The organism is Aquabacterium sp. OR-4, assembly GCF_025290835.2.
Classification (GTDB): domain Bacteria; phylum Pseudomonadota; class Gammaproteobacteria; order Burkholderiales; family Burkholderiaceae_C; genus Pseudaquabacterium.
The window spans coordinates 2,041,545-2,065,143 of sequence record NZ_JAOCQD020000002.1; the positions used below are offsets into that span (position 1 = coordinate 2,041,545).

The window sequence follows — 23,599 nt, forward strand, 5'->3', positions numbered from 1 at the left end:
GACGCCAGGGCCCCGCTGCTGCAGGTCGAAGGCCTGAACACCTACCTGGGCGACAGCCACATCCTGCGCGGCGTGGACGTGTCGCTGCCGGCCGGCACCGCGCTGGGCCTGATGGGTCGCAACGGCATGGGCAAGACCACGCTGATCCGCAGCCTGATGGGCTATGTGAAGCCGCGCGGCGGCAGCGTGCGCTGGCTGGGCCAGGACTGCACCGGCCAGGCGCCCGAGCGCATGGCGCGGCGCGGCATCGGCTATGTGCCCGAGGGTCGCGGCATATTTCCCAACCTGAGCGTGCGCGAGAACCTGCTGATGAGCGCCCGCGCCAGCGTCACCGGCCAGCGCGACTGGACGTATGAACGCGTGCTCGAGACCTTTCCGCGCCTGGCCGAGCGGCTGGACCACGGAGGCCAGCAGCTCAGCGGCGGCGAGCAGCAGATGCTGTCGATCGGCCGCGCGCTGATGACCAACCCGCTGCTGATGATCCTGGACGAGGCCACCGAGGGCCTGGCGCCGCTGGTGGTGGCCGAGATCTGGCGCGTCATCGCGCTGATCCGCGACAGCGGCATCAGCACCCTGATCGTCGACCGCAACGCCCGCATGGTGCTGGCCCACACCGACCAGGCGCTGGTGATGGAGAAGGGCCGCATCGTGCTGGCCGGCGCCTCGGCCACGCTGGCCGAAGACCCCGAGGCCCTGCACCGGCTGCTGGGGGTCTAGCCGGCCGATGCCCGGGCGGCCTCAGCCGCGGGCCTGGCCTGCTGCCGCGGCCTGCCAGGCCACCAGTGCGGCCAGCGCGGCCGAGGCCAGGCGCGAGGCGGCGCTGTCGGCTCGGCTGGTCAGCGCGATCGGCACGCGGGCGCCCAGCACCACGCCGCAGCTGGCGGCGCCGGCCAGGTAGTCGAGCTGCTTGGCCAGCATGTTGCCGCTCTCCAGATCGGGCACCACCAGGATGTCCACGGCGCCGGCCACCGGCGAGCGGATGCCCTTGATGCGCGCGGCCTCGGCCGAGATGGCGTTGTCGAAGGCCAGCGGGCCGTCGAGCAGCGCACCGGTGATCTGGCCGCGGTCGGCCATCTTGCACAGCGCGGCAGCGTCCAGCGTGGACTGCAGGCGCGGCGTCACCACCTCCACCGCCGAGAGCAGGGCCACCTTGGGGCAGGCCACACCCAGCGCATGCGCCAGGCCGATGGCATTGCGCACGATGTCGGCCTTTTCTTCCAGCGTGGGCGCGATGTTGATCGCCGCGTCGGTGACCAGCAGCGGCCGGTCGTAGGCCGGCACCTCGAAGCGGAACACATGGCTCAGGCGCCGGCCGGTGCGCAGCCGCGGTTCGGCGATCACCGCGTGCATCAGCTCGTCGGTGTGCAGGCTGCCCTTCATCAGCATGGCCAGCTCGCCGCGCGCGGCCAGCTCGGCGGCGCGGGCGGCGGCGGCATGGCTGTGCGGCTGGTCGTCGATGGCCACGCCCTCGAGCGACAGGCCCAGTGACGCGGCCAGCGCCTGCAGCCGCGCCGCCGGGCCCAGCAGGCGCGGCACGATCAGGCCATGCGCCGCGGCCTCGAGCGCGCCGCGCAGCGAGGTTTCGTCGCACGGATGCACCACCCCGCAGGGCACGGCGGCGCCGCGCTGCGGGCTGGTGGCCAGCTGCTGCACCCAGGCCGCCAGCCGCGCCTCGGGGTCAAACAGGTGCAGCGTGGGCATGGCCACGCGCGGGCGCACCACCTTGGCCGCCGGCGCCTTGACCAGGGCCTGGCCCGTGACCACCGGCTCGCCATGCTGGTTCAGCACCTCGCAGGCCAGCGTGACATTTCGCGTGGCCGGGTCCTTGGTCAGCACGGTGGCGCTCACGGTGAGCGTGTCACCCACGCGCACCGGGCGGTGAAAGTGCAGGTCCTGCGACAGGTAGATCGTGCCCGGGCCGGGGAACTCGGTGCCCAGCAGGCTGGAGATCAGCGCGCCGGCCCACATGCCGTGGGCGATGACGCCGTGAAAGCGCGTGCCCTCGGCGTATTCGGCATCCACATGCGCCGGGTTCACATCGCCCGACACCAGCGCAAAGGCCTGGATGTCGGCCATGGTCAGCGTGCGCACGGCCTGCGCACGCTGGTCGATCTGCAGTTCGTCGAAGGTGAGGTTTTCAATCAGCTCGTCGGGGGCGCCCATGGCGTGCTCCAGGTTTCAAGCATCAAAGATCGCGTCAGGCGCGGCCAACCCGCCCGGCGGGTGGATCCGCGTGCCCGCCGGGGTCGGGTGCCCCATGCCTACCGAACAGCGTGGACGCCGGCGTCCACAAACAAGGTCTGGCCGGTCATGCCGGTGGCACCAGGGCCCACCAGAAAGGCCACGCAGTCGCCGATCTCGTCCAGCGTGACCAGGCGGCGCAGCGGCGCCTGCGCGCGCGCGCTGGCCATCAGGCTGTCGAACTCGGGCAGGCCCGAGGCCGCGCGCGTGGGCACCGGCCCGGGCGAGACGGCATGCACGCGGATGCCGGCCGGGCCCAGCTCCAGCGCCAGGTAGCGCACCATCGATTCGAGCGCGGCCTTCACCGGGCCCATCAGGCCGTAGTGCGGCACGGCCTCCTCGGCGCCCAGGTAGCTCATGGTCACCAGCGTGCCGCCCTCGCGCATGTGCGGCTCGGCCAGCCGGGCCAGCGCCGCAAACGAGTGGCAGGAGATCTGCATCGCCCGCGCAAAGCCATCGGCGCTGCTGTCGGCCACGCGGCCGTGCAGATCGTCGTGGGGCGCCCAGGCGATCGAATGCACCACGAAATCCAGCCCGCCCAGCTGCCGTGCGGCGCTGTCCACCATGGCCTGCATGGCCGTGGCGTCGCTCACATCGCAGGTAAACAGCGGCGCGCCCAGCTGCTCGGCCAGCGGCGCGGTGTAGGTCACGGCCTTGGCGTTCAGGCAGCTCAGCGCCAGCTCGGCGCCCAGGCCATGGGCGCGGCGCGCACAGCCCCAGGCAATGCTGTGCTCGTTGGCCACGCCAACGATCAGGCCGCGGCGGCCGGCCAGGGGGCGGAATGCAGTGTTCATGACAGGCAGGTTTCCCGGTTCGGACTGCACGATGGCCCCCCGGCGTGACGCGACGGTGACCCGGAGCCCGGTTCGTCCACTATTTTGATGCAGTGCAACATTCATGCCGGTGCAACGCACCGCAAGGGGCAGGCCGCCCGCCTGATCGCCCCCGTGTCAGCCAGCTCGAGGGCCTTGGCCTGGGCGGTGCCCGGCCACGGTGCAGCACGCTCATCCGGCATGTAAGAAGCCGGTGAAGTGTGATGGGGGTTACAGGGCGTCCGGACGGGCACCTGACACCGGTCAAGAGAATGAGGCCGCCACGTCATTACGGTAGCGATTGACAGGCGGCGCTTGCCATGGGTGGCAAGGCCGGCACTGCGCCAACCATCCAGGGAGTACCGCGCCATGCGCATCGACATGATCCAGCAGACCCTCGTTGAACTGAACGGCGCCACCGCCGACATCGAGGCCTCGGCGCTGATCTCCACCGACGGGCTGATGATGGCCTCGGCACTGCCGCAGGGCATGGACGAAGACCGTGTGGGCGCCATGTCGGCGGCCCTGCTGTCGCTGGGCGAGCGTGCGGCGCGCGAGCTGGCGCGTGGCGCGCTGCAGCGGGTGCTGATCCAGGGCGAGCGCGGCTACGTGATCATGAGCGCCTCGGGCACCGAGGCGGTGCTCACCGTGCTGGCCAAGCCGAACGCCAAGCTGGGCCTGATCTTCCTGGACATGCGGCGCGCCGCCGAGTCGCTGGCCCGTCTGGTGTGACATGGCCCTGCCCGACATGCTGCCGCCCGCGCAGCCCGCCCAACAGCACAGCCTGCTGCACCACGACGGCACCCGGCGCACGGTGTTCTGCACCGACGCCGAGGTGGCGTTTCCGGATGGCCACCTGATCGTCTCGCGGGTTGATACGGCCGGCCTCATCACCCATGCCAACGATGCCTTCGTCGAGATGAGCGGCTACCTGCGCGAGCAGCTGCTGGGCGCGCCGCACCACATCCTGCGCCACCCCGACATGCCGCGCGCCGCCTTTGCCGACCTGTGGGCCACCGTGGGCGCCGGCCGCAAATGGCACGGCTATGTGAAGAACCTGCGTGGCGACGGCGCCTGCTACTGGGTGTATGCCACCGTGGTGCCCAATGTGCGCCAGGGCGTGGTGGCCGGCTACACCTCGGTGCGGCGCAAGCCCTCGCGCGCCAAGGTGGCCGAGTACACCGCGCTGTACGCGCAGATGCGCGCCGCCGAGCCGGGAGCCGCGGCATGACGCTGAACCTGCTGATCGCCCCCGACTTCGCGCCCGAGCGCTTTGGCGGCTGGCACATGCTGAACGCGCTGCTGCAGCAGCGCTCGGGCCTGCGCCTGCACCTGCTGATGCCGGCCTCGGCCCACGAGCAGGCCGAGCTGCTGGCTGCCGGCCAGGTCGACCTGGTCTACGCCAACCCCTTCGACGCCGCCGAGCTGATCCGCCAGCGCGGCTTCAGCGCCTTTGCGCGGCCGGTGGGCAAGGCCGACGAGATGCTCATCGCCGCCCAGGCCGGCTCGGCCCTGCGGCGCGTGGAAGACCTGCGCCCCGGCTGCCGCGTGGCCATGGCCGACCACCGCGACGTCAAGCTGATCGGCCTGCGCCTGCTCGAGGCCGCCGACCTGCACGAACCCGATCTGCAATGGCAGCTGTGCGACAGCCACCAGGCCGCGGCACGCCGCCTGATCAAGGGCGAGGCCGACGTGGCGTTTTTCCTGGCCGAGACCTTTCATGCGCTGTCGCGGCTCACCCGCAGCCAGCTGCAGGTGGTGATCGAAAGCGCGCTGCACGACATCACCCACGTGATGCTGGCCCACGCCCGGGTGGCCGAACAGGTGCCAACGCTGTGCGCCACGCTCACCGGTGTGGACAGCAGCCACAGCAGCGACCGCGAGGTGCTCGAGGCGCTGGGCATGCCCGGCGGCTTTGAAGCCATGCAGGCCGAAGACGCCGAGTTCATGGTCGACCTGATGGACACGCTGCTCGACTGAGCTGCCCGACCCCACCCGCCGTGACCCCGATGTACCCCAGCGCCGACGACACGGCCGTGCGCCTGGCCTTTCGCAGCCTGTCGCGGCTGGTGCTGCGGCGCCCGCGCGACGCCGCGGCCCATGCCGCACGGCTGCGCGTGGCGCTGCAGATGCCCGGCGCCGAGCCGGCCCAGGGCGCGCTGGCCGACTGGCTGGTGGCCTGCCCCGACGCCCCGCTGGCCCAGCGCCGCGAAACCCTGGCCGCACTGCGCGCACGGCTGGGCAGCGCCCTGGCCCAGGCCTTTGCAGTGCATGTGGAGGGCCGGCGCCTGCCGCCCGCCAACCCGCTGGCCACGCGCTGGAGCGTGCTGGCCGCCGCCTCGCTGGATGTGCCGCCGCGCGCCCTGCGCGGCAACTCCGACGACTCGCGCCTGCTCGCCGCCGCCGCGCTGCGCGCCTGGCGCCAGGGTGACATGGCCGCGCAGCAGGCCTTTCTGGACCATTGCCGGGTGTGCCACGACACCCTGGCGTTTTTGCTGGCGCGGCGCGAGATCCTGCGCAACGGCCTGCCGCTGCCCGCCGCCTGGCAGGCCACGCAGCACGCCATGCAGCCGCGCCAGGCCCACCCCCACAGGCCCGCCGCATGACCCCCTTGCCGCGCCACCGCGTGCTGATTGCCGGCATGACCCCGCAGACCGCCAGTGCGGTGGAGCTGATCGTGCGCGCGGTGTTCGGCGCGGTGAACATCGTGCGCCACGACCGCACGCCCGGCCTGGGCGCCGCCAGCGTGGCGCTGCACGCCCGGCACGACGACCTGTGCGTGGTCGACCTGCTGGGCTTCGGCTGGGCGCGATGGTCGCCCCAGCACGAGCAGGCGCTGCGGCTCGATCTGCTGGGCTCGCGCCCGGCCGTGCTGCTGCTGCCCCCCGGCGGCGGCGGCTGGCCGCCGCACCTGGGCGACCATGCCACCGAACACTCGGACGGCCTGCCGGCCGGCGCGGCGGCCAGCGCGGCTGGCAGCGCGGCGGGCAGCGCGGGTGTCACGCCGCGCACCGGCCCGCTGCGCGTGATGCTGGCCCACCCGGCCTCGATGGCGGCCATGCGCGCGGCGCTGCAGCGGGTGCGCGATGCCGGGCTGGCCAGCGGCGAAACGCGCGCCCGCGGCGATGCCACCGGCCGCGGCAGCGAGCCGCCGCCCCGCCGGCCCAGCCTGGCCGAGCGTGTGCGCGCCATGGTGCTGCCGGCCACGCCGGCCACCGGCCCGCAGGCGCCCGCGCGCGGCGCGCCCGCCAGCAGCGCAGCCGGGGCCGCCGCCGTGTCGGCAGCGCCACGCGCCGAGCGCCTGGCCGCCACCTCGGCCGCGCAGTGGCTCGACACCCAGCCGCCCGGCCCGGCCACCGAGCCGCCGCCGCTGCCCGTGGCCCGCCCCGCCCCCACGGCCGCCGTGCCGGCCGCCGCGGCAGCCGCATCCGCTGCATCCGCTGCATCCGCTGCATCCGCTGCATCCGCTGCAGCCACCACCAGCGCCAGCGTCACGGCGACCGCCGCAGCCGCCACCGCACCGCCAAGCGCCACCGCACCGCCAGACGCCCCCGCGCCGATGCAGCCCTTCCGGCTGGCCGCCGACACCCGTGCGGCGGTGGATGCGGCCTGCCCGGCGGTGGCGGCCAATCCGTTTCTGTCGCTGGTGCTGGGCGTGGCCATGCACGACGCGCCGCACGCCTTCCACATCGGCCGCCAGACCGGCGCCATCTTCGATCCGCGGCACAACTGGGTGGCCTCCAACATCGCCACCGCGCTGCGCAAGCGCCTCACCCAGCACCGGCTGATGCTCGAGATTGCCGCGGTGCAGGCCCTGGATGACGCCCAGGCCGAGACCGCCGCTCGTGCACTGTACGGCCGCCGCAGCGACGGCCGCCGCGCGCTCGATGCCTTTGTCTGGGCCCTGGTCTACAACACCTTCGACGAGGATCTGCCGGCGGTGGACGGCGCCCTGGCCTTCCGCCTGCACCAGCTGCCCAACTTCACCCGGCTGCCCGAGGTGCCCGACACCTTCGTGCAGATGGCGCTGCTGAGCCTGCAGGGGCCGCAGAGCGTGGCCGCGCTGCGCCGCGCCTATCCCGCCGTGGACCCCGGCCGGGTGGGCCTGTTCGCCCTGTGCGCGCTGCTGTCGGGCCTGGCCACGGCGCTGCCGGCGCGGCTGGCCGGCAGCGCCGCCTTGCCGGCGCCCGCGGCGGCCCGTGCCGCGGCACCGCGGCGCAGTTTCATCCGGTCGCTGCTGGCCAAGCTGTTCTGAGAGCCCCGCCAAACCCCATGTCCCAGATCCACAAGATCGTGTTCGTCGGCCCGGTGGGCGCCGGCAAGACCCAGGCCATCCGCACGCTGTCCGACATCGAGGTGGTGTCCACCGAGGCCCGCGCTTCTGACGAAGTGCAGCAGCTCAAACCGCAAACCACGGTGGCCATGGACTACGGCGTGCTCCACCTCGACAACGGCGACCGCGTGCGCCTGTACGGCACGCCCGGGCAGGAGCGCTTCGATTTCATGTGGGACATCCTCACCGAGCATGCGCTGGGCCTGGTGATGCTGGTGCGCGCCACCGCGCCCGACCCGCTCAACGACCTGCGGCTGTGCGTCAGCGCGTTCCGCCGCGTCATCGACGACACCGCGCTGGTGGTCGGCCTGACCCACAGCGACAGCCTGGCCGAGCGCGGGCTGCGCCCCGCGGTGATGGCCGAGCTGGCCCGCCTGGGCGTGCCGGCGCTGGTGATGAACGCCGACGCCCGCGAGCGCAGCGACATGGTGATGCTGGTCAAGACCCTGATCTACAGCCTCGACCCGCTGTACGCACCCGAATGAGCACCGGTGTGCTGCCCGAGGGTGGCGGCGAGGGCCCGCCGCGCCTGGCGCTCACCGCCGCCGGTGCGCTGCATGCCTTTGCCCGCGCCGAACCCGATGCCGAGCGCCTGGCGCTGCAGGCCGTGCTGGCCGGGCCCGAGCTGCTGTCGCCGGCCGCCTGGCTGGCGCGCGATGCCGGCCACGCCCGGCTGCTGCCACGCGCCGCCGATGCCGGCTGGCTGACGGTGATCCACCGCGCGCTGCGGGCGCCCGATGTGCGGCTGGACGACTTTGTGCCCCAGGTCATTGCTGGGCTGTCGGGCGAGCGCTGCGCGGCGCTGGCCTCGGACGGCGGCTTCTGCGTGGGCCACACCGGCTACAACGCCAGCGAGGCCGAGGCGCTGTGCGTGGCCGCGGCCGACTTCACCGAGTTCGCGGCGCGCCAGCGCGCACGCGGCTGGCATGGCGCCAGCGACCGGGTGTGCTTTCACCGCGACGTGAACCTGCTGATTCCCTCGGTGAGCTTCGTGCCGTTCTGGATCGACGGCATCGACCACTGCCTGGTGCTGGGCGGCGAGCCGCTGCTCAACCAGCCGGCCTTCGTGGAGCTGCTGTGGGGCCTGCAGGCCGCCGCCACGCGCTTTGCGCGTCAGCTGCCGGCCGGCTGGCACGGCCCGGGCGAAGCCAGTGGCGCGCCACCCGGTGGCACGCCGCCCGGTAGCACGCCGCCCGGTGGTGGCCGTGGCGGTGGCGGGGCCGGCCTCAAGCCGCCGGGCTGAGCAGCGCCGCCTGCGCCTGGGCCAGGCTCATGCTGCGCACGCCGCGCGCCCGCATCTCGGCCATGAACTCGGCCGCCTGCGCCTCGAAGCCGGGCACCGGGCTCATGCCGTCGCTCAGCAGCACCAGGCGCTCGGGCCGGTGCGCGGGCAGGTGCGCCACCAGGTGCTCCACCGTGGCGCGCACGCAGTGGCTCGAAGCCTGGCCGGCGATGAACAGCTGGGCCGCGCGGTCCAGCCGCGCCAGCAGCGCATGGTTCAGGCCGGTGGCGGGGTCGTGCTCGTCGGGCACCTCGGCCTGCAGCGCGCTGTAGTGCTCGGTCCAGGGGTTGTCGCCCTTGTGCAGCACCTGCACCGGCCGGCCCTGGCGCTCCTCCCAGGCGCTGCAGGCGGCCAGCACCTCGGCATGCAGGCACTGGCCCCAGCTGCCCATCTGGCAGTGCACCGGCCACACCATCAGCGTGTAGCGGCTGCGCGCCTCCAGCGCCTCCAGGTAGGCCAGCGCGCGCGGTGCATGGGTCTCGTCGGCCGGGTGGTAGCGGCCGGCCATCACGTCGTCGGCGGTGATCTGGGTGAAGGGCGCCACCGGGCCGCCCTCGTCGGTGCGCCAGAACGGCGGGTGGGCGATGTCCACGCGGTGGTGGCTGTCGAGCGTGGCGGTGATCGCGTCCAGCGCCGCGCCACTGCCGGCGATGAAGCGCGCCAGGCGCTGCAGGTCGGCATGCGCGCCGGGCACCGGCAGCGCCGGCGCCAGCCGCCGGCCGCTCACCGGATCGGTGGGGCACCACTCGGGCGGCAGGTCGCAGAAGTCGTTTTGCGCGTCGATGATCAGCAGGTGGTGGCGGTGCGGCATGGCGGCCTCGGCTGGGTGGTGTGCAGCGGGCGGCATACTGGCCCGCCCCGCATTCGATCCCCGTTTGGAGACCGCCCCGATGATCCTCGAACTTGCCGACATCCGCATCCAGCCTGGCCAGCAGGCCGCCTTTGACGAAGCCATCCAGCGCGGCCTTGCCACCGTGATCAGCCAGGCCCAGGGCTTTCGCGGCTGGAAGGTGAACAAGGGCATCGAATCGCCCGAGCGCTACGTGCTGCAGATCCTGTGGGAGACGCTGGAAGACCACACCGTGCACTTCCGCGGCGGCCCGTTGTTCCCGCAATGGCGCGCCATCGTCGGCCCGTTCTTCGCGGCACCGCCGGTGGTGGAGCATTTCGAGCTGCTTGGCCAGGGCCAGTGAATGGACCCCCACGTCGCTGCGCTCCTGCCCCCCGAGGGGGCGCTCAGCCCCTTGGGGCGGCCCGGCGGGGCTGAGGCGAACCCCCACGTCGCTGCGCTCCTGCCCCCCGAGGGGGCGCTCAGCGCCGCCGTCAGGCACGCCGAAGCGCTGTTTGACAGCGGTGCGTTTTTTGACACCCTGGCGCGCCGCGTGGCCTGCCGCACCGAGAGCCAGAACCCCGAGCGCGCCGCCGAGCTGCACGCCTACCTGGCCGACGAGCTGCAGCCGGCCTTCGAGGCCCAGGGCTTCGCCGTGGCCCTGCATGCCAACCCCGAGCCCGGCGCGCCGCCGCTGCTGAGCGCCGAGCGCCTTGAAGACCCGGCCCTGCCCACCGTGCTGTTCTACGGCCATGGCGACGTGGTGCGCGGCCACGAGGGCCAGTGGGCCGAGGGGCGCGACCCATGGACGCTGACGGCCGACGCGTCGGCCAGCGGCGCGCGCTGGTACGGCCGCGGCGCCGCCGACAACAAGGCCCAGCACAGCATCAACCTGGCCGCGCTCGATGCCGTGCGCCAGGCCCGCGGCGGCCGCCTGGGCTTCAACGCCAAGTGGCTGGTGGAGATGGGCGAAGAAACCGGCTCGCCCGGCCTGGCCGCCTTCTGCCGCGCCGAGCGCGCGCGCCTGGCCTCCGATGTGCTGATCGCCAGCGACGGCCCGCGCCTGCGCGCCGACCGGCCCACGGTGTTTCTGGGCTCGCGCGGCGTGGCCAATGTCGATCTCACGCTCACGCTGCGCGAGGGTGGCCACCACAGCGGCAACTGGGGCGGCCTGCTGCGCAACCCCGGCACCGTGCTGGCCAATGCCATCGCCTGCCTGGTCGATGGCCGCGGCGTGATCCGCGTGCAGGGCCTGCGCCCGCCGCCCATCCCCGCCAATGTGCGCGCCACGCTGGCCGACATTGCGGTGGGCGGCGGCCCGGGCGATCCCGGGGTGGATGCCGCCTGGGGCGAGCCCGGCCTCAGCCCCGCCGAGCGCGTGTTCGGCTGGAACACGCTGGAGGTGCTGGCCTTTGGCTGCGGCAACCCGGCGGCGCCGGTGAACGCCATCCCGCCCAGCGCACGCGCCACGCTGCAGCTGCGCTTTGTGGTCGGCACCGATGCGGCGCGGCTGCGCGAGCACCTGCTGGCGCACCTGGCCGCGCACGGCTTCGGTGACATCGCGGTCAGCCATCCGGTGGTCATGGGCGCCACCCGGCTCGACCCCGACAACGCCTGGGTGCGCCTGGCGCTCAGCACGCTGGCGCAGGCCACCGGCCGCGCGCCGGCACTGCTGCCCAACCTGGGCGGCAGCCTGCCCAACGACGTGTTTGCCGACATCCTGGGCCTGCCCACGGTGTGGATTCCGCACAGCTACCCGGCCTGCAGCCAGCACGCCCCCAACGAGCATGTGCTGCCCGCCGTGCTGCGCGAAGGCCTTGCGATGACCACCGCGCTGCTGTGGCAGGTGGGCGAGCAGGCGGCGGTGCTGCCGCGGCGGCTGTCGCGCTGAATTTTCTTCGGCGGCAGGCCGAGATTTCAGCGAGTCAGCCAAGGGCCTGCCGGCCTACGCTTGCGCATTGTTCGCCGGCCCTGCACGATGCCGGCGCGTCCGCATCGAAAGGCCTGCCATGTCCGCCCCCTCTGCCGATCCCGCCCCGGCGCCGCTGCCCACCGCCTCGCAACTGCCCCCACCCTGCCGCGACGAGGTGGCCGTGGTGCAGCAGCTGCTGGCCGGCCTGCGCGCCGCCGGCGGGCTCGACTGGTCGGCCGTGGTCGACCGCGCCGGCCCCTGGGTGCAGGCGGTGCGCGACACGCCGGCGCCGTTCTGGGCCATGGAGTCGCTGCTGCGCGAGTACCCGATCAGCAGCGCCGAGGGCCTGGCGCTGATGCGCCTGGCCGAGGCCCTGCTGCGCGTGCCCGATGCCGAGACAGCCATCGCACTGACGGCCGATCAGCTGGGTCGCGCCGATTTCAGCCAGGCGCAGGCCGAGGGCTCGCAGCACAAGCTGCTGGCGGGCATCTCCGCCAGCGCCATCGGCCTGGCCAAGCGCATGCTGCCGGGCAGCAGCGGGGCCGAGGCCCAGCCCGGCCTGCTGGACCGCCTGGGCGCGCAGACCGTGGTGGCCGCCACGGTGCGCGCCATCCAGCTGCTGGGCAAGCAGTTCGTGCTGGGCCGGCACATCGCCGAGGCGCTGGGCGAGGCCGCGTCGCAGCGCGGCCAGCAGCCGCAGCTGACCTTCTCGTTCGACATGCTGGGCGAAGGCGCGCGCACCGATGCCGACGCGCAGCGCTACCTGGCCTCGTACGCGGCCGCCATCGCCGCCATCGGCCAGGCCACCCGCGGCGCCGGCCCGGCGCAGCGCGACGGCATCTCGATCAAGCTCTCGGCCCTGCACCCGCGTTATGAAGAGGCGCAGCTCGACCGCGTGCGCGCCGAGCTGCTGCCGCGCGTGGCGGCGCTGATCGACGACGCCGCCGCGGCCGACATCAACCTCACCATCGACGCCGAAGAGAGCGACCGGCTCGAGCTGTCGCTCACCGTGTTTGACGCGCTGGCCGCGCATGTACAGGGCCGGCACCCGCAGTGGCGCGGCTTCGGCCTGGCGATCCAGGCCTACCAGACGCGCAGCCGCGAGATGATCGACGCGGTGGCCGCCATCGCCCGCACGCGCGGCCTGCGCTTCATGGTGCGCCTGGTCAAGGGCGCCTACTGGGACGGCGAGGTCAAGCGCGCCCAGGAGCTGGGCCTGGCCGGCTACCCGGTGTTCACGCACAAGCACCACACCGACATCGCCTACCTGGCTTGCGCGCGCGCGCTGCTGGGCCACCGCGGGCTGATCCTGCCGCAGTTCGCCACCCACAACGCCGGCACCATCGCGGCCATCCTGCAGATGGCGGGCCAGGCGGCGGCGCAGCTGCCACCGGCTGACGAGCCGGGTTATGAGTTCCAGCGCCTGCACGGCATGGGCGAGGCGGTGTACCGCGAGCTGCTGGCGCGCCAGCCGGGCCTGCCGCTGCGCATCTATGCGCCGGTGGGCGAGCACCGCGACCTGCTGGCCTACCTGGTGCGCCGGCTGCTGGAGAACGGCGCCAACTCGTCCTTCGTGCACCAGCTGGCCGACGACGCGGTGCCGGTGGCGCAGCTGCTGCGCTCGCCGCTGCAGCCGGCCCAGCATGCCGGCCTGCCGGCACCGGCCGCGCTGTACGGCGCCAGCCGGCGCAACTCGGCCGGGCTGGACCTGGCCGTGCCCGAGCAGCGCGCACCGCTGCTGGCCGCCGTGGCGGCGCTGCGCGCTGACACTGCGACGGCGCTGCCCGCCGGCACTGCGGCTGCGCGCAGCGCCGGTGGCCTGCCCGCCGTGCCCGAGGCCACCGCCGCCCAGGCCGCCGCCGCGATGGCCACGCTGGCCGCCGCCCAAGCGGCCTGGGCCGAGTTGCCGGTGGGCCAGCGCGCCGCCGTGCTGCGCCGTGCCGCCGATCTGCTGGAAGCCCGCGGCCCGGCCTATTGCGCGCTGCTGGCGGTGGAGGCCGGCAAGACCCTGCCCGATGCCGTGGCCGAGCTGCGCGAGGCGGTCGATTTCTGCCGCTACTACGCCGCCCAGGCCGACGAGCGCCTGGCCGAAGTCACCCTGCCAGGCCCCACCGGCGAGCGCAACACGCTGCGCCTGCACGGCCGCGGCGTGTTCGTGTGCATCTCGCCGTGGAACTTTCCGCTGGCCATCTTTGCCGGCCAGGTGGTGGCCGCGCTGGTGGCCGGCAATGCCGTGGCCGCCAAGCCGGCCGAGCAGACGCCGGCCGTGGCCGCCGCCTTTTGCGCGCTGCTGGTCGAGGCCGGCGTGCCGGCCGAGGCCCTGGCGCTGCTGCACGGCCCCGGCGAGACCGTGGGCGCGGCCCTGGTGGCCCACCCACTGTGCGCCGGCGTGGCCTTCACCGGCAGCACCCAGGTGGCCAAGATCATCCAGCGCACGCTGGCCGCGGGCGATGGCGCCATCGTGCCGCTGATCGCCGAGACCGGCGGCCTCAACGCCATGCTGGTCGACAGCAGCGCACTGCCCGAGCAGGTGATCGACGCCGTGGTGCGCAGCGCCTTCCACTCGGCCGGCCAGCGCTGCTCGGCGCTGCGCCTGCTGTGCGTGCACGAGGCCGTGGCCGACGGCGTGATCGCCATGCTGGCCGGCGCCATGGCCGAGCTGCGCCTGGGCGCGCCCGGCGAACTGGCCACCGATGTCGGCCCGGTGATCGACGCCGAGGCGCATGCCCACCTGTCACGCCATGTGGCGCGGCTGGAACGCGAGGCGCGGTTGATCGCCCGCAGCCCGCTGCCGGCCCGGCACGCGGCCACGCACATCGCGCCGGTGGCCTTCGAGCTGGCCGCGCTGGAAGACCTGCGCGAAGAGATCTTCGGCCCGGTGCTGCATGTGCTGCGCTGGCGCGGGCCGGTGGAGGCGCTGGTGGCGCGCATCAACGCGCTGGGCTACGGCCTGACGCTGGGCGTGCAGACCCGCATCGACAGCCGCGCCGAGCGCATTGCCCGGCTGGCCAAGGTGGGCAACGTGTACGTCAACCGCAACATGATCGGCGCGGTGGTGGGCGTGCAGCCTTTCGGCGGCGAGGGCCGCTCGGGCACCGGCCCCAAGGCCGGCGGGCCGCACTACCTGCCGCGCTTTTGCGCCGAGCAGACGCTCACCGTCAACACCGCGGCGGCCGGCGGCAATGCCGCGCTGCTGGCCGGGCTGGGCGATCCGCAGTAGGGCCCTGCCGGCACGACCGCAAGGCCTGTCCGGGCCGGCAGCGAGAAGCGCGCCACGACATCGCCGCTTTGATGGCGGCGCCACGGCGGCCCCGTGGGCAGGCCAGGCCCGCTGCGCGATACTGCCCCGCGCCCTTTAGCGCACCAAGGTTCGTTGCCGCATGTCGTCCAGCTCCAGCTCCCGTTCGCACCGCTCGTCCCGCCCGGGCGGCAGCCCGAAGAAGCCCTTGTTGGGCAAGACCGCCAAGATCGTGCTGGCGCTCGGCGTGGGTGCCGCGGTGGTGGCCGCTGCGGTGGTGATGGTGCCGCGCCTGCTGGCCACCGAGGCCTCGCAGCTGGCCCGGGCCCGCGAGCTGATCGGCGAGAAGTCGCCCGAGTCGGCCAAGGTGCAGCTCAAGGCCATGCTGCAGGAGCACCCGTCATCGGCCGAGGGCCGCTTCCTGCTGGGCCAGCTGCTGCTGCAGACCGGCGACCCCGCCGGCGCCGAGGCCGAGCTGCGCCGCGCCCTCGAGGCCGGCCACCCCGACACCGCCGTGCTGCCGGTGCTGGCCCAGGCCATGCTGGCCCAGGGCAAGGGCAAACTGCTGGTGCTGCAGTTCGGCAAGAACGAGCTGGCCGAGGCCCAGGCCGATGCCGAGCTCAAGACCGCCATCGCCCAGGCCGAGGCCAGCGAGGGCGACCTGGGCGCCGCCGAGGAGGCGCTGGCCCAGGCCCTGCGCCGCGCCCCCGAGCTGCCCGCCGCGCGCCTGATGCAGGCCCGCCTGGCCGCCGCCCGTGGTGACCTGCCCGGCGCGCTCAAGCAGGCCCAGGCGCTCACCGCGGCCCAGGCCGGCAACGCCCCGGCCTGGGTGCTGCAGGGTGATCTGCTGCTGCAGCAGGCCGGTGCCGCGGGCGATGCGGCGCCGGCCCTGGCCGCCTACCGCAAGGCGCTCGAGCTCGACGGCAAGCTGATCGGCACCCACCTGGCCGTGATCAACGCGCTGCTGGCCCGGCGCGACCTCGCCGGCGCCACCCAGCAATGGGCCGCGCTCGACAAGGTGGCGCACAACCAGCCGCAAACCCTGTTCTACGAGGCCGTGCTGGCCGACAGCCGCGGCGAGCACAAGCGCGTGCGCGAGATCACCCAGCAGCTGCTGCGCGGCGCGCCCGAGAACCCGCGCGTGCTGCTGCTGGCCGGCCAGGCCGAGCTGAAGCTGGGCGCCACCGCCCAGGCCGAGGCGCTGCTGGGCAAGGCGGTGCAGCTGTACCCCCGATCGCCCGCGCCGCGCCGCCTGCTGGCCACCGCCCTGCTGCGCAGCGGCCAGGCCGACAAGGCCCTGCTCACCCTCAAGCCGCTGGTCGAGGCCAACCCGCCCGACGCCGAAGCCCTGGCGCTGAGCGCCCAGGCCCATCTGATGAAGGGCGACAGCAAGGCCGCCGAGTCCGAGTTCGCCCGCGCCGGCAAGCTGCGCCCCGACGACACCCGGCTGCAGACCGCGCTGGCCGTGACCCAGCTGTCCAAGGGCCAGGACAACGCCGGTTTTGCCGCGCTGGAAGACATTGCCGCCAAGGACAAGGGCACCTCGGCCGACCTCACGCTGATCAGCGCGCGCATGCGCCGCAACGACGTGGCCGGTGCGTTGAAGGCGGTGGACGCCCTGGCCGTCAAGATGCCCAAGGAACCGCTGCCCGAGCAGCTGCGCGGCCGCATCGCGCTGCAGGCCAAAGACCTGCCCGGCGCGCGCAAGCACTTCGAGGCCGCGCTGGCCAAGCAGGCCGACTACCTGCCGGCCGTGTCGGGCCTGGCCATGCTCGACCTCAGCGAGAAGAAGCCCGATGCCGCCCGCGCGCGCTTCACCCAGGTGCTCGAGCGCAACCCCAAGCATGTGGGCGCGATGCTGGCGATGGCCGAGATCAACCAGCGCGGCGGCGGCAAGCCCGACGACACGCTGAAGTGGCTGGACGACGCCGTGAAGGCCGACCCCGGCGATGTGCGCGCCCGCGTGCTGCTGATCGAGCACCACCTGGGCCAGCGCGACACGCCGCGCGCGCTCTCAGCCGCCCAGGCCGCGGCCAGCGCCGTGCCCGACAACCCCGAGCTGCTCGACCGCCTGGGCCGCGTGCAGCTGCTGGCGCGCGACGGGCAGCAGGCGGTGGCCAGCTTCGGCAAGCTGGCGCAGCTGATGCCGCAGTCGCCGATGCCGCAGCTGCGCCTGGCCGATGCCCACACCGCGGCCAGGAACCCCGCCGCCGCCGCCGCCGCGGTGCGCCGCGCGCAAGAGATCGCGCCCGACGCACCGCAGGTGCTGCAGGCGGCCATGCAGCTGGCGCTCAGCGAAGGCAAGACCGAGCAGGCGCTGAGCCTGGCGCGCAAGCTGCAAGCCCAGCGCCCCGACGACGCGGCCGGCTTCATCGCCGAGGGCGACGCCGCGCTGCGCGCCAGGCAGTCCGACAACGCCATCGCCGCCTACCGCAAGGCCCTGGCCAAGAAGGCCCCGGGCGAGGCCGCCCAGCGCCTGTACATGGCCTACACCGCCGCCGGCAAGAAGGCCGAGGCCGACAAGCTGGCCACCGAGTGGCGCCAGAGCCACCCCGACGACCTGGGCTTCGTGCTGCACCTGGGCGACATGGCCATGGCCGGCAAGGACCTGGCCCGCGCCGAGCAGCTGTACCGCACGGTGGTGGACAAGCTGCCCAGCCAGGCGGTGGCCTTGAACAACCTGGCCTATGTGCTGGCAGCGCAAAAGAAGGCCGGTGGCGTGGCCATGGCCGAGCGCGCGCTGAAGCTGGCGCCCGAGGCGCCGGCCATGCTCGACACCCTGGCCTTTGCGCTGGCCGCCGAAGGCCAGCTGCCCAAGGCGCTGGAAACGCAGGCCAGGGCCGTGAGCCTGGCCCCCGACACGCCCAACTTCCGCCTGCAGCTGGCGCGCCTGCTGCTGCAAAAGGGCGACAAGCCGGCCGCCCGGCTCGAGCTCGACAAGCTGGCCAAGCTGGGCGCCGCCTTCCCGCGCCAGGCCGAGGTGGCCGAGCTGCTCAAGCAGGCCGGCTGAGCGGCAGGTTCCACTGCGGCGGCCCCGGCGGCCCCGGCGGGCCGCCGCCGTGTTTCAGCCCAGGGCCTCGTACACCCGCTGCCGGTACAAGAACCAGAACGGGTTCCAGAAGCCCATCATGCGCTGGGTCATCAGCACGCCGAGCAGTCGCCGGCCCGGGTGGATGAACCAGTGCGTGCCGGCCAGCCCGCCCCATTGCAGCTCGCCCACCGCCGCCGCCGGCACCAGCGGCGAGGCCGTGCGGCTGACCGCCCCGGCCAGGCCGAAGCCCAGTGCGGCGATGGCGCCCTGGTTGGCAAAGCGCACGCAGCGCCCGGGCGGCAGCTGGTCGGTGTACAGCGCGGCCAGCGTGGCCGGCCGCAGCAGCGCCGCCGGGTGGGCCGGCAGCAGGGCCTGCAGCAGCGCCAGCATGTCGGCCTGGGTGCTGAACAGGCCGCCGGCGCCCGATTGCCGCGCCACCGGCTGCAGGTAGGCCTGGGGCCAGGGCGTGTCGTGCAGGCGGCGCAGGCCGCTGGCCAGCACATGGGCCGGATCGCCGGCATACAGCGCGGCCAGGCGTGGCACCTGCTCGGGCCGCAGCACAAAGCCGGTGTCGCGCAGGCCCAGCGGGCCGAACAGGCGCTGCTGCAGCAGGTCGCCGAAGGCCTGGCCGCACAGCCGCTCGGCCAGCCGGGCCAGCACGTCGCAGCCCAGCGCATAGTCCCAGCCCTCGCCGGGCTGGAACTGCAGCGGCAGGCCGGCCAGCAGCGGCATCAGCTCGGCCAGCGAGGTGTGCGGGCTGCGCGCGCCGCTGGCGTGATAGGCCTCGTGCAGCGGCGTGCCGGGCGCAAACACGCCATGGCTGAAGCCGGCCTGGTGCGTGAGCAGGTGGCGGATGGTGACCGGCCGGGCCAGCGCCTCGGTGTCGTCCAGCCGGGTGGCACCGGGCCGCAACACGCGCAGCGCGCCCAGCTCGGGGAGGTACTCTGCCACCGGATCGTCCAGACCGAAGCGGCCCTCGTCGTGCAGCATCAGCACCAGCACCGAGGTGAACAGCTTGGTGTTGGAGAAGGCGCGGTGGATGCTGTCGCTGCGCAGCGGCGTGCCGGCCTCGCGGTCGGCCAGGCCGGCGCAGAAGCTGTCGATCAATACGCCGTCGCGCATCAGCGCGGCGCTCACGCCGGCCAGGCGCTCGAGCCGGATCTCGGCGCGCAGCACCGCATGCGCGGCCTCGAACTGCGGGTTCGGCACCGGGTTCACGGCAGCGCCCGCCCCGCGGCCGCCGGCCGGGTGGCTCATGCCGGTGGCTGCGCCAGCGCCCAGCTGCCGCCGCTGTCGCCCGCCGCACGGCCGTCGCCGCGCAGCTTGAGCAGGTGCGCGCGCAGCGAGCGCAGCGCCACGGTGTGCAGCGCGGCAGGCGTGTCGGCGTACACCGTGGCCAGCAGCGCGGCCTCGGGCTGCGCCGTGGCCGCCAGCGCGGCCAGCACCTTGGCCTCGCGGCCCAGGCGGTGGGCGATGGTCTTGCGGATCACCGCATGCGGCTGCTCGATCAGGAAGCCATGGCCCGGTGCCAGCCACTCGAGGTCTTCGTCGAGCAGTTGCTCCAGCGAGCGCAGGTACACCGCCATGTCGCCATCGGGCGGGTTGATGACCACGGTGCTGCCCTGCATCAGGTGGTCGCCGGTGAACAGCAGCTTCTCCTCCTCGAGCAGGTAGCACAGGTGGTTGCTGGCATGGCCGGGGGTGTGCACCACGCGCAGCGTGACGCCCTCACCCAGGCGCAGCGTCTCGCCGCCGTGCAGCGTGTGGGTGGGCTTGAAGCCGGTGTCCTGCCACTCGGGGTGGCGCGCCACCAGGCCGTAGGTGGGCGCGCCGGTGGCCGCGTGGATGGCGGCGGCGCCGGGTGAATGATCCTTGTGGGTGTGGGTGATCAGGATGCGGGTGATGCGCCCGGGCGCGGCGTCGAGCAGCGCGCGCACATGGGCGGCGTCATCGGGGCCGGGATCGAGCAGGGCCCAGTCGTCGCTGCCGGGCGCGCCGATGAAGTAGGCATTGGTGCCCGGCCCGGTCATCAGGCTGCCGTTGGGCGCCACCACGCGCAGCACGCGCGGGCTCAGCCACAGCGGCTCGCCGGGGATCAGCTCCACCAGGCCGGTGCCGCGGCCGGCGGGGTCGACCCGGCCCAGCTCGGCAAAGGGCCAGTCACCCGGGTTGACCGGCTTGCGGCCCTGGGCGGCACGGCCGATGCGCGGGCGGATGCTGGGCACCTGGGCCTGCGCCCGCGCCCAGGCCACGGCCTCGGCGGCACTGGCAAAGCCGGCCAGGTGCTTGAGCGTGATCTCGGTGACGTTGAGCAGCTTGAAGCCGCGTGACAGCGCCTCTTGCGGCGTCAGCCACATCAGCTCGGCGGTTTCGGTGGCATCGGCCACCGCGGTCTGGCCGGCCGGCGCCTCGGTGATGAAAAAGCGCGTGTCAAAGATCTTGGGCATGCCCCTGGGCGTGATCCAGTGGCTGTAGTAGGCCAGGCGCTCGGTGGCCAGCTGCACGCCAAAGCGCTGGCACACGGCCTCCATGCCGATCTGGTTGGCGTGCAGCGCGCGGCGCAGGGCCACCAGCTCGTCGGCGTCGAGCCGCTGCAGATCGACCAGCTGGCCGGCGTCGTCGCTGGCCAGCAGCAGGCCGGCTTCCTCGAAGCACTCGCGCACCGCCGCCACCCAGTAGTGCAGGCCGTCGGCCGGCAGGCCCATGCGGGCGCTGGCGGTGGCGTCGTCCACGCCGCGGCAGCGCGCATAGTGGCCGCGGTCGCTGGCGTCGAGCAGGCCGCCGGGAAACACGGCGGCGCCGCTGTTCTGGTCGCCCGGGCGCTCGGCGCGCCTGAGCATCAGCACCTGCAGGCCGGCCTGGGCATGGTTGCGCAGCACGATCAGCGAGGCGGCGGCGCGCGCCGCGGGTTCGTCGGCAGGAATGGGCAGATCAGGAAGGGTGGCCATGCGCCTCATTCTCCAGCCATCGCGCCGGCCGCGCGCAGTGCGGCGATCTCGTCGGCGCTGAAGCCGGCCTCGGCCAGCACCGCGCTGCTGTGCGCACCGGCGGCCACCGGCGGGCGCGGCGCCTCGGGCTGGCTGCGGCTGAAGCGCGGTGCCGGCGCCGGCTGCACCACGCCGGCCAGATTGATGAAGGCCTGGCGCGCCACCGCATGCGGGTGCTGCTGCGCCTGCTGCAGCGTGAGCACCGGCGCAAAGCACACATCGCTGCCCTCGAGCAGCGCGCTCCAGGCGTCGCGCGTCTTGGCGGCGATGGCGCTGGCGATGGCGGCGCGCAGCGCGGGCCAGCAGCGGCGGTCGTACTGGCGGGCGATGAAGGACGCATCCAGGCCGATGCGCTGCACCAGCTCGGCAAAGAACTTGGGCTCCAGCGCGCCGATGCTCACCCACTGGCCATCGGCGGTGGCGTAGGTGTCGTAGAAGGGCGCGCCGCCGTCCAGCAGGTTGGCGGCGCGCGCCTGCGTGTCCCACTGCCCGCCGGCGGCCAGGCCGTGGAAGATGCCCATCAGCGCCGAGGCGCCGTCGACCATCGCCGCATCCACCACCTGGCCACGGCCCGAGCGGCTGCGCTCGAACAGCGCGGCCAGCAGGCCGAAGGCCAGCAGCATGCCGCCGCCGCCGTAGTCGCCCACCAGGTTCAGTGGCGGCACCGGCTTGTCGGCACCGCCGATGGCGTGCAGCGCCCCGCTGAGCGCGATGTAGTTCAGGTCGTGCCCGGCGGCCTGGGCCAGCGGGCCGGTCTGGCCGAAGCCGGTCATGCGGCCGAACACCAGGCCGGGGTGGCGCGCCAGGCAGACCTCGGGCCCCAGGCCCAGGCGCTCGGCCACGCCGGGGCGCCAGCCCTCGATCAGCACATCGGCGCGGTCGATCAGGCGCAGCGCGGCATCGCGGCCGGCGGCCTGCTTGACATCCAGCGCCACCGAGCGGCGGCTGCGGCCGGCCACGTCGAAGCGCGTGGCCATGGGCACGCCCAGGCCGCTGGGCTCGGTGCGGTCGACGCGCAGCACCTCGGCGCCCAGATCGGCCAGCAACATGGCGCACATCGGGCCGGGGCCGATGCTGGCCAGCTCGATCACCCGCAAACCCGCCAGCGGTCCCATCGTGGTGTGTCTCCTCGTTGTGCGTGCCGGCCGCGCCCGCCGCCAGCCGTGCGGGCCAGTGTGCCGCAGCGGGTGGGCGGGCACTGTCCGCCGCGGGACGGCGGCCCGCGCTCAGGGCGTGGGCGCCGCCGCGCTGCCGGGCTGGGCCTGGGCCTGGGCCTTCAGCCAGGCCAGCTTGCCGGCATAGCGGGCCTGCTCGGGCGCGGGCAGCTGGCCACGCTCGGCCAGCAGCAGCGCCTGCTGCAGCGCCTGCTCGGCCAGCCGCGTCTGGCCCTGGCGCCAGCGCACCTGGGCCAGCCACCACTGCAGCTCGGGCGTGGCACCGCTGCGTGCGATCTCCTGCTCGAACAGCAGGCGCGCGTCGTCCAGCTGGCCGCGGCGCAGCGCCAGCATGCCGCGGTCGCGGTCGGCGCCGGGCACCCAGGCGTCCAGCGCGTCGCGGCGCGCGCGCAGGGCCGCGGCCTCGGCCAGCCGGCCCTGGCCGCTGCGCAGCATGGCCAGGTTGCCCAGCACGCTGGCATCGTCGGGCCGCTGCGCCAGCAAGGCCTCGAACACCTGCCCGGCCAGCGCCTCGAAGCCGGCGCGCTGGTAGACCACGCCCAGCGTGTTGTGCGCGGCCTCGAAGCCGGGATCGAGCCGCAGCGCCTCGCGCACCAGCCAGAAGGCCTCGGCCAGCGCGCCGGATGCCGGCGTGGCCGCGGCCGGACCCGGCCAGGCGGCGGCCGCGGCCGGCCCGCCGGCCCCGTCTGGCCCCGCCGGCCGGCTGCCACCCGCGGCGGCCGACAGCGTGGCCAGCTGCTCGGCGGCGCGGTTGTTGAAGAACATCGCCAGCACCCGCGCCTGGCTGATCGGGCGCAGGCGCATGCCGCGCAGCTGCTCGGGCGGCATGAAGTCGACCGTCACCGCCTCGCCGTCGCTGCTGCTGTACCAGCCGTCGCGGCGCTCGCGCGGCGACAGCGTCAGGTTGACATGGCCGCTGCGCAGCACCAGATCGCCCTCGCGCCGCCACTGGGCCTCGACCAGGGCCTCGTTGAAGCGCACCTCCAGCCCCAGCTGCTGCGCCAGCGTGGCGGCCATCAGCACCAGCGACAGGCAGTTGCCGGCGCGCTCGTCAAAGGCCTCGGCGGCGGTGCGGGTGCGCTCGGTGTCGTATTCGAGCCGCAACGCGCCGCGCGCAAACATCGCCTGCGACAGCTCGGCCACCGTGCCGCGCCGGCCCACCCGGCGCGCCGCGAACTCGTGGTCGAGGTAGCTGCGCATGGCCGGCGACAGGCCCATCACCGCGGCCGCATCGGGCGCCTGCGCGGGGCCGGCGAACCGGGCCTCGGCCAGGGGCGGGGCCTGCAGCGCCTGCGGCACGGCGGCACAGCCGCCCAAGGCCAGCACCAGCACCGGCACGGGCACCAGCGCCAACACCTGCACCAGCCCGTGCGACAGCCGGCTCAGGCACAGCCACAGCCACCGTCCGGGCCATGACGCCCATGGCCGCGGCGTGGGCCAGCCGGAACCTGCAGACGCAATGCGGGGCGACATGAGCGTTCTCCTTGTGCGGGCGCAGCCCGACGGCTACATCGACCCGCGGCGGCGGATTGAGGCGGCCAATTGCAGCGGCGGATCGCAGCGGCGGATCGCAGCCGCGAACCACGAACCGCAGAACACAGACCACAGACCACAGACCACCCACCGCTGCGGCCGATCACCGCCACAGATTAGGCCCGCGGCGCGCGGCCGCCAAGCCCGTATCGGCCCAGCCCGGCCGGGCCCTGCCAGCGCGCGGCATCGCGGTGCGCCCCGGTGCGGCAGCCACACTGCCCTGGGT

General features: G+C 74.1%; 19 protein-coding genes. 12 read left to right on the forward strand and 7 right to left on the reverse strand.

Translation table 11 applies throughout. From position 1 onward, the window contains the following. Window positions 1–15: 15 nt before the first annotated feature. Window positions 16–717 (forward strand): ABC transporter ATP-binding protein, encoded by a 702-nt coding sequence (locus N4G63_RS21175; RefSeq protein WP_260787635.1) that lies wholly within the window; start codon window positions 16–18, stop codon window positions 715–717. A gap of 21 nt (window positions 718–738) precedes the next feature. Here N4G63_RS21175 and N4G63_RS21180 read toward each other — a convergent pair whose 3' ends face one another. Together N4G63_RS21180 and fabI are read right to left on the reverse strand one after the other, a co-directional pair. Then, a complete protein-coding gene (locus tag N4G63_RS21180) occupies window positions 739–2,163 on the reverse strand; it encodes a bifunctional enoyl-CoA hydratase/phosphate acetyltransferase (protein ID WP_260786910.1) in 1,425 nt (474 codons plus the stop codon). Between the two features lie 98 nt (window positions 2,164–2,261). Next, window positions 2,262–3,035, reverse strand: a complete 774-nt coding sequence (gene fabI / locus N4G63_RS21185) for an enoyl-ACP reductase FabI (protein ID WP_260786909.1) — start codon at window positions 3,033–3,035, stop codon at window positions 2,262–2,264. Between the two features lie 387 nt (window positions 3,036–3,422). Here fabI and N4G63_RS21190 point away from each other — a divergent pair, with 387 nt between their 5' ends. The 7 genes from N4G63_RS21190 to N4G63_RS21220 are packed head-to-tail and all read left to right on the forward strand — an operon-like array spanning window position 3,423 to window position 8,629. Further along, complete coding sequence (locus tag N4G63_RS21190) at window positions 3,423–3,785, forward strand: roadblock/LC7 domain-containing protein (protein ID WP_260786908.1); 363 nt, start codon at window positions 3,423–3,425, stop codon at window positions 3,783–3,785. Window position 3,786: 1 nt separating this feature from the next. Then, window positions 3,787–4,284: a PAS domain-containing protein gene (locus tag N4G63_RS21195; protein ID WP_260786907.1), complete on the forward strand. Its 498-nt coding sequence runs from the start codon at window positions 3,787–3,789 to the stop codon at window positions 4,282–4,284. Next, a complete protein-coding gene (locus N4G63_RS21200) occupies window positions 4,281–5,033 on the forward strand; it encodes a PhnD/SsuA/transferrin family substrate-binding protein (RefSeq protein WP_260786906.1) in 753 nt (250 codons plus the stop codon). The genes N4G63_RS21195 and N4G63_RS21200 overlap by 4 nt, the downstream gene beginning before the upstream one ends. Before the next feature lie 20 nt (window positions 5,034–5,053). Continuing rightward, window positions 5,054–5,659, forward strand: a complete 606-nt coding sequence (locus N4G63_RS21205; protein ID WP_260786905.1) for a hypothetical protein — start codon at window positions 5,054–5,056, stop codon at window positions 5,657–5,659. Continuing rightward, window positions 5,656–7,308: a hypothetical protein gene (locus N4G63_RS21210; RefSeq protein ID WP_314600174.1), complete on the forward strand. Its 1,653-nt coding sequence runs from the start codon at window positions 5,656–5,658 to the stop codon at window positions 7,306–7,308. The genes N4G63_RS21205 and N4G63_RS21210 overlap by 4 nt, the downstream gene beginning before the upstream one ends. A 17-nt stretch (window positions 7,309–7,325) precedes the next feature. Further along, window positions 7,326–7,871 carry a GTP-binding protein gene (locus N4G63_RS21215; protein WP_260786903.1) on the forward strand — a complete coding sequence of 182 codons (546 nt, stop codon included), beginning with the start codon at window positions 7,326–7,328 and terminating at the stop codon, window positions 7,869–7,871. Continuing rightward, window positions 7,868–8,629 carry a hypothetical protein gene (locus tag N4G63_RS21220; RefSeq protein WP_260786902.1) on the forward strand — a complete coding sequence of 254 codons (762 nt, stop codon included), beginning with the start codon at window positions 7,868–7,870 and terminating at the stop codon, window positions 8,627–8,629. The genes N4G63_RS21215 and N4G63_RS21220 overlap by 4 nt, the downstream gene beginning before the upstream one ends. Here the strand turns inward: N4G63_RS21220 and N4G63_RS21225 are convergent. Next, window positions 8,613–9,479, reverse strand: coding sequence for a cysteine hydrolase family protein (locus N4G63_RS21225; RefSeq protein WP_260786901.1), 867 nt, complete (start codon window positions 9,477–9,479; stop codon window positions 8,613–8,615). The two genes, N4G63_RS21220 and N4G63_RS21225, sit on opposite strands and share 17 nt — an antisense overlap. Before the next feature lie 79 nt (window positions 9,480–9,558). Here N4G63_RS21225 and N4G63_RS21230 point away from each other — a divergent pair, with 79 nt between their 5' ends. The 4 genes from N4G63_RS21230 to prsT all read left to right on the forward strand — a co-directional run bounded on the left by N4G63_RS21230 (window position 9,559) and on the right by prsT (window position 17,657). Continuing rightward, complete coding sequence (locus N4G63_RS21230) at window positions 9,559–9,861, forward strand: antibiotic biosynthesis monooxygenase family protein (RefSeq protein ID WP_260786900.1); 303 nt, start codon at window positions 9,559–9,561, stop codon at window positions 9,859–9,861. 99 nt (window positions 9,862–9,960) lie between these two features. Beyond that, window positions 9,961–11,388, forward strand: coding sequence for a M20 family metallopeptidase (locus tag N4G63_RS21235; protein WP_260787634.1), 1,428 nt, complete (start codon window positions 9,961–9,963; stop codon window positions 11,386–11,388). A 118-nt stretch (window positions 11,389–11,506) separates the two neighbouring features. After that, the gene (putA, locus tag N4G63_RS21240) at window positions 11,507–14,629 is read left to right on the forward strand and encodes a bifunctional proline dehydrogenase/L-glutamate gamma-semialdehyde dehydrogenase PutA (protein WP_260786899.1); all 3,123 of its coding nucleotides are present in this window, start codon (window positions 11,507–11,509) and stop codon (window positions 14,627–14,629) included. Between the two features lie 160 nt (window positions 14,630–14,789). After that, window positions 14,790–17,657, forward strand: coding sequence for an XrtA/PEP-CTERM system TPR-repeat protein PrsT (gene prsT, locus N4G63_RS21245; protein WP_314600175.1), 2,868 nt, complete (start codon window positions 14,790–14,792; stop codon window positions 17,655–17,657). A 54-nt stretch (window positions 17,658–17,711) separates the two neighbouring features. Here the strand turns inward: prsT and N4G63_RS21250 are convergent, their stop codons facing one another. From N4G63_RS21250 to N4G63_RS21265, 4 genes are all read right to left on the reverse strand, one after another. Continuing rightward, window positions 17,712–18,935: a serine hydrolase domain-containing protein gene (locus N4G63_RS21250; RefSeq protein WP_260786897.1), complete on the reverse strand. Its 1,224-nt coding sequence runs from the start codon at window positions 18,933–18,935 to the stop codon at window positions 17,712–17,714. Further along, on the reverse strand, window positions 18,932–20,626 hold the full coding sequence (locus N4G63_RS21255) for an MBL fold metallo-hydrolase (protein WP_260786896.1): 1,695 nt from the start codon (window positions 20,624–20,626) through the stop codon (window positions 18,932–18,934). The genes N4G63_RS21250 and N4G63_RS21255 overlap by 4 nt, the downstream gene beginning before the upstream one ends. Before the next feature lie 5 nt (window positions 20,627–20,631). Continuing rightward, window positions 20,632–21,780 carry a CaiB/BaiF CoA transferase family protein gene (locus N4G63_RS21260; protein WP_260786895.1) on the reverse strand — a complete coding sequence of 383 codons (1,149 nt, stop codon included), beginning with the start codon at window positions 21,778–21,780 and terminating at the stop codon, window positions 20,632–20,634. 111 nt (window positions 21,781–21,891) lie between these two features. After that, complete coding sequence (locus tag N4G63_RS21265) at window positions 21,892–23,313, reverse strand: tetratricopeptide repeat protein (RefSeq protein WP_260786894.1); 1,422 nt, start codon at window positions 23,311–23,313, stop codon at window positions 21,892–21,894. Window positions 23,314–23,599: the final 286 nt, after the last annotated feature.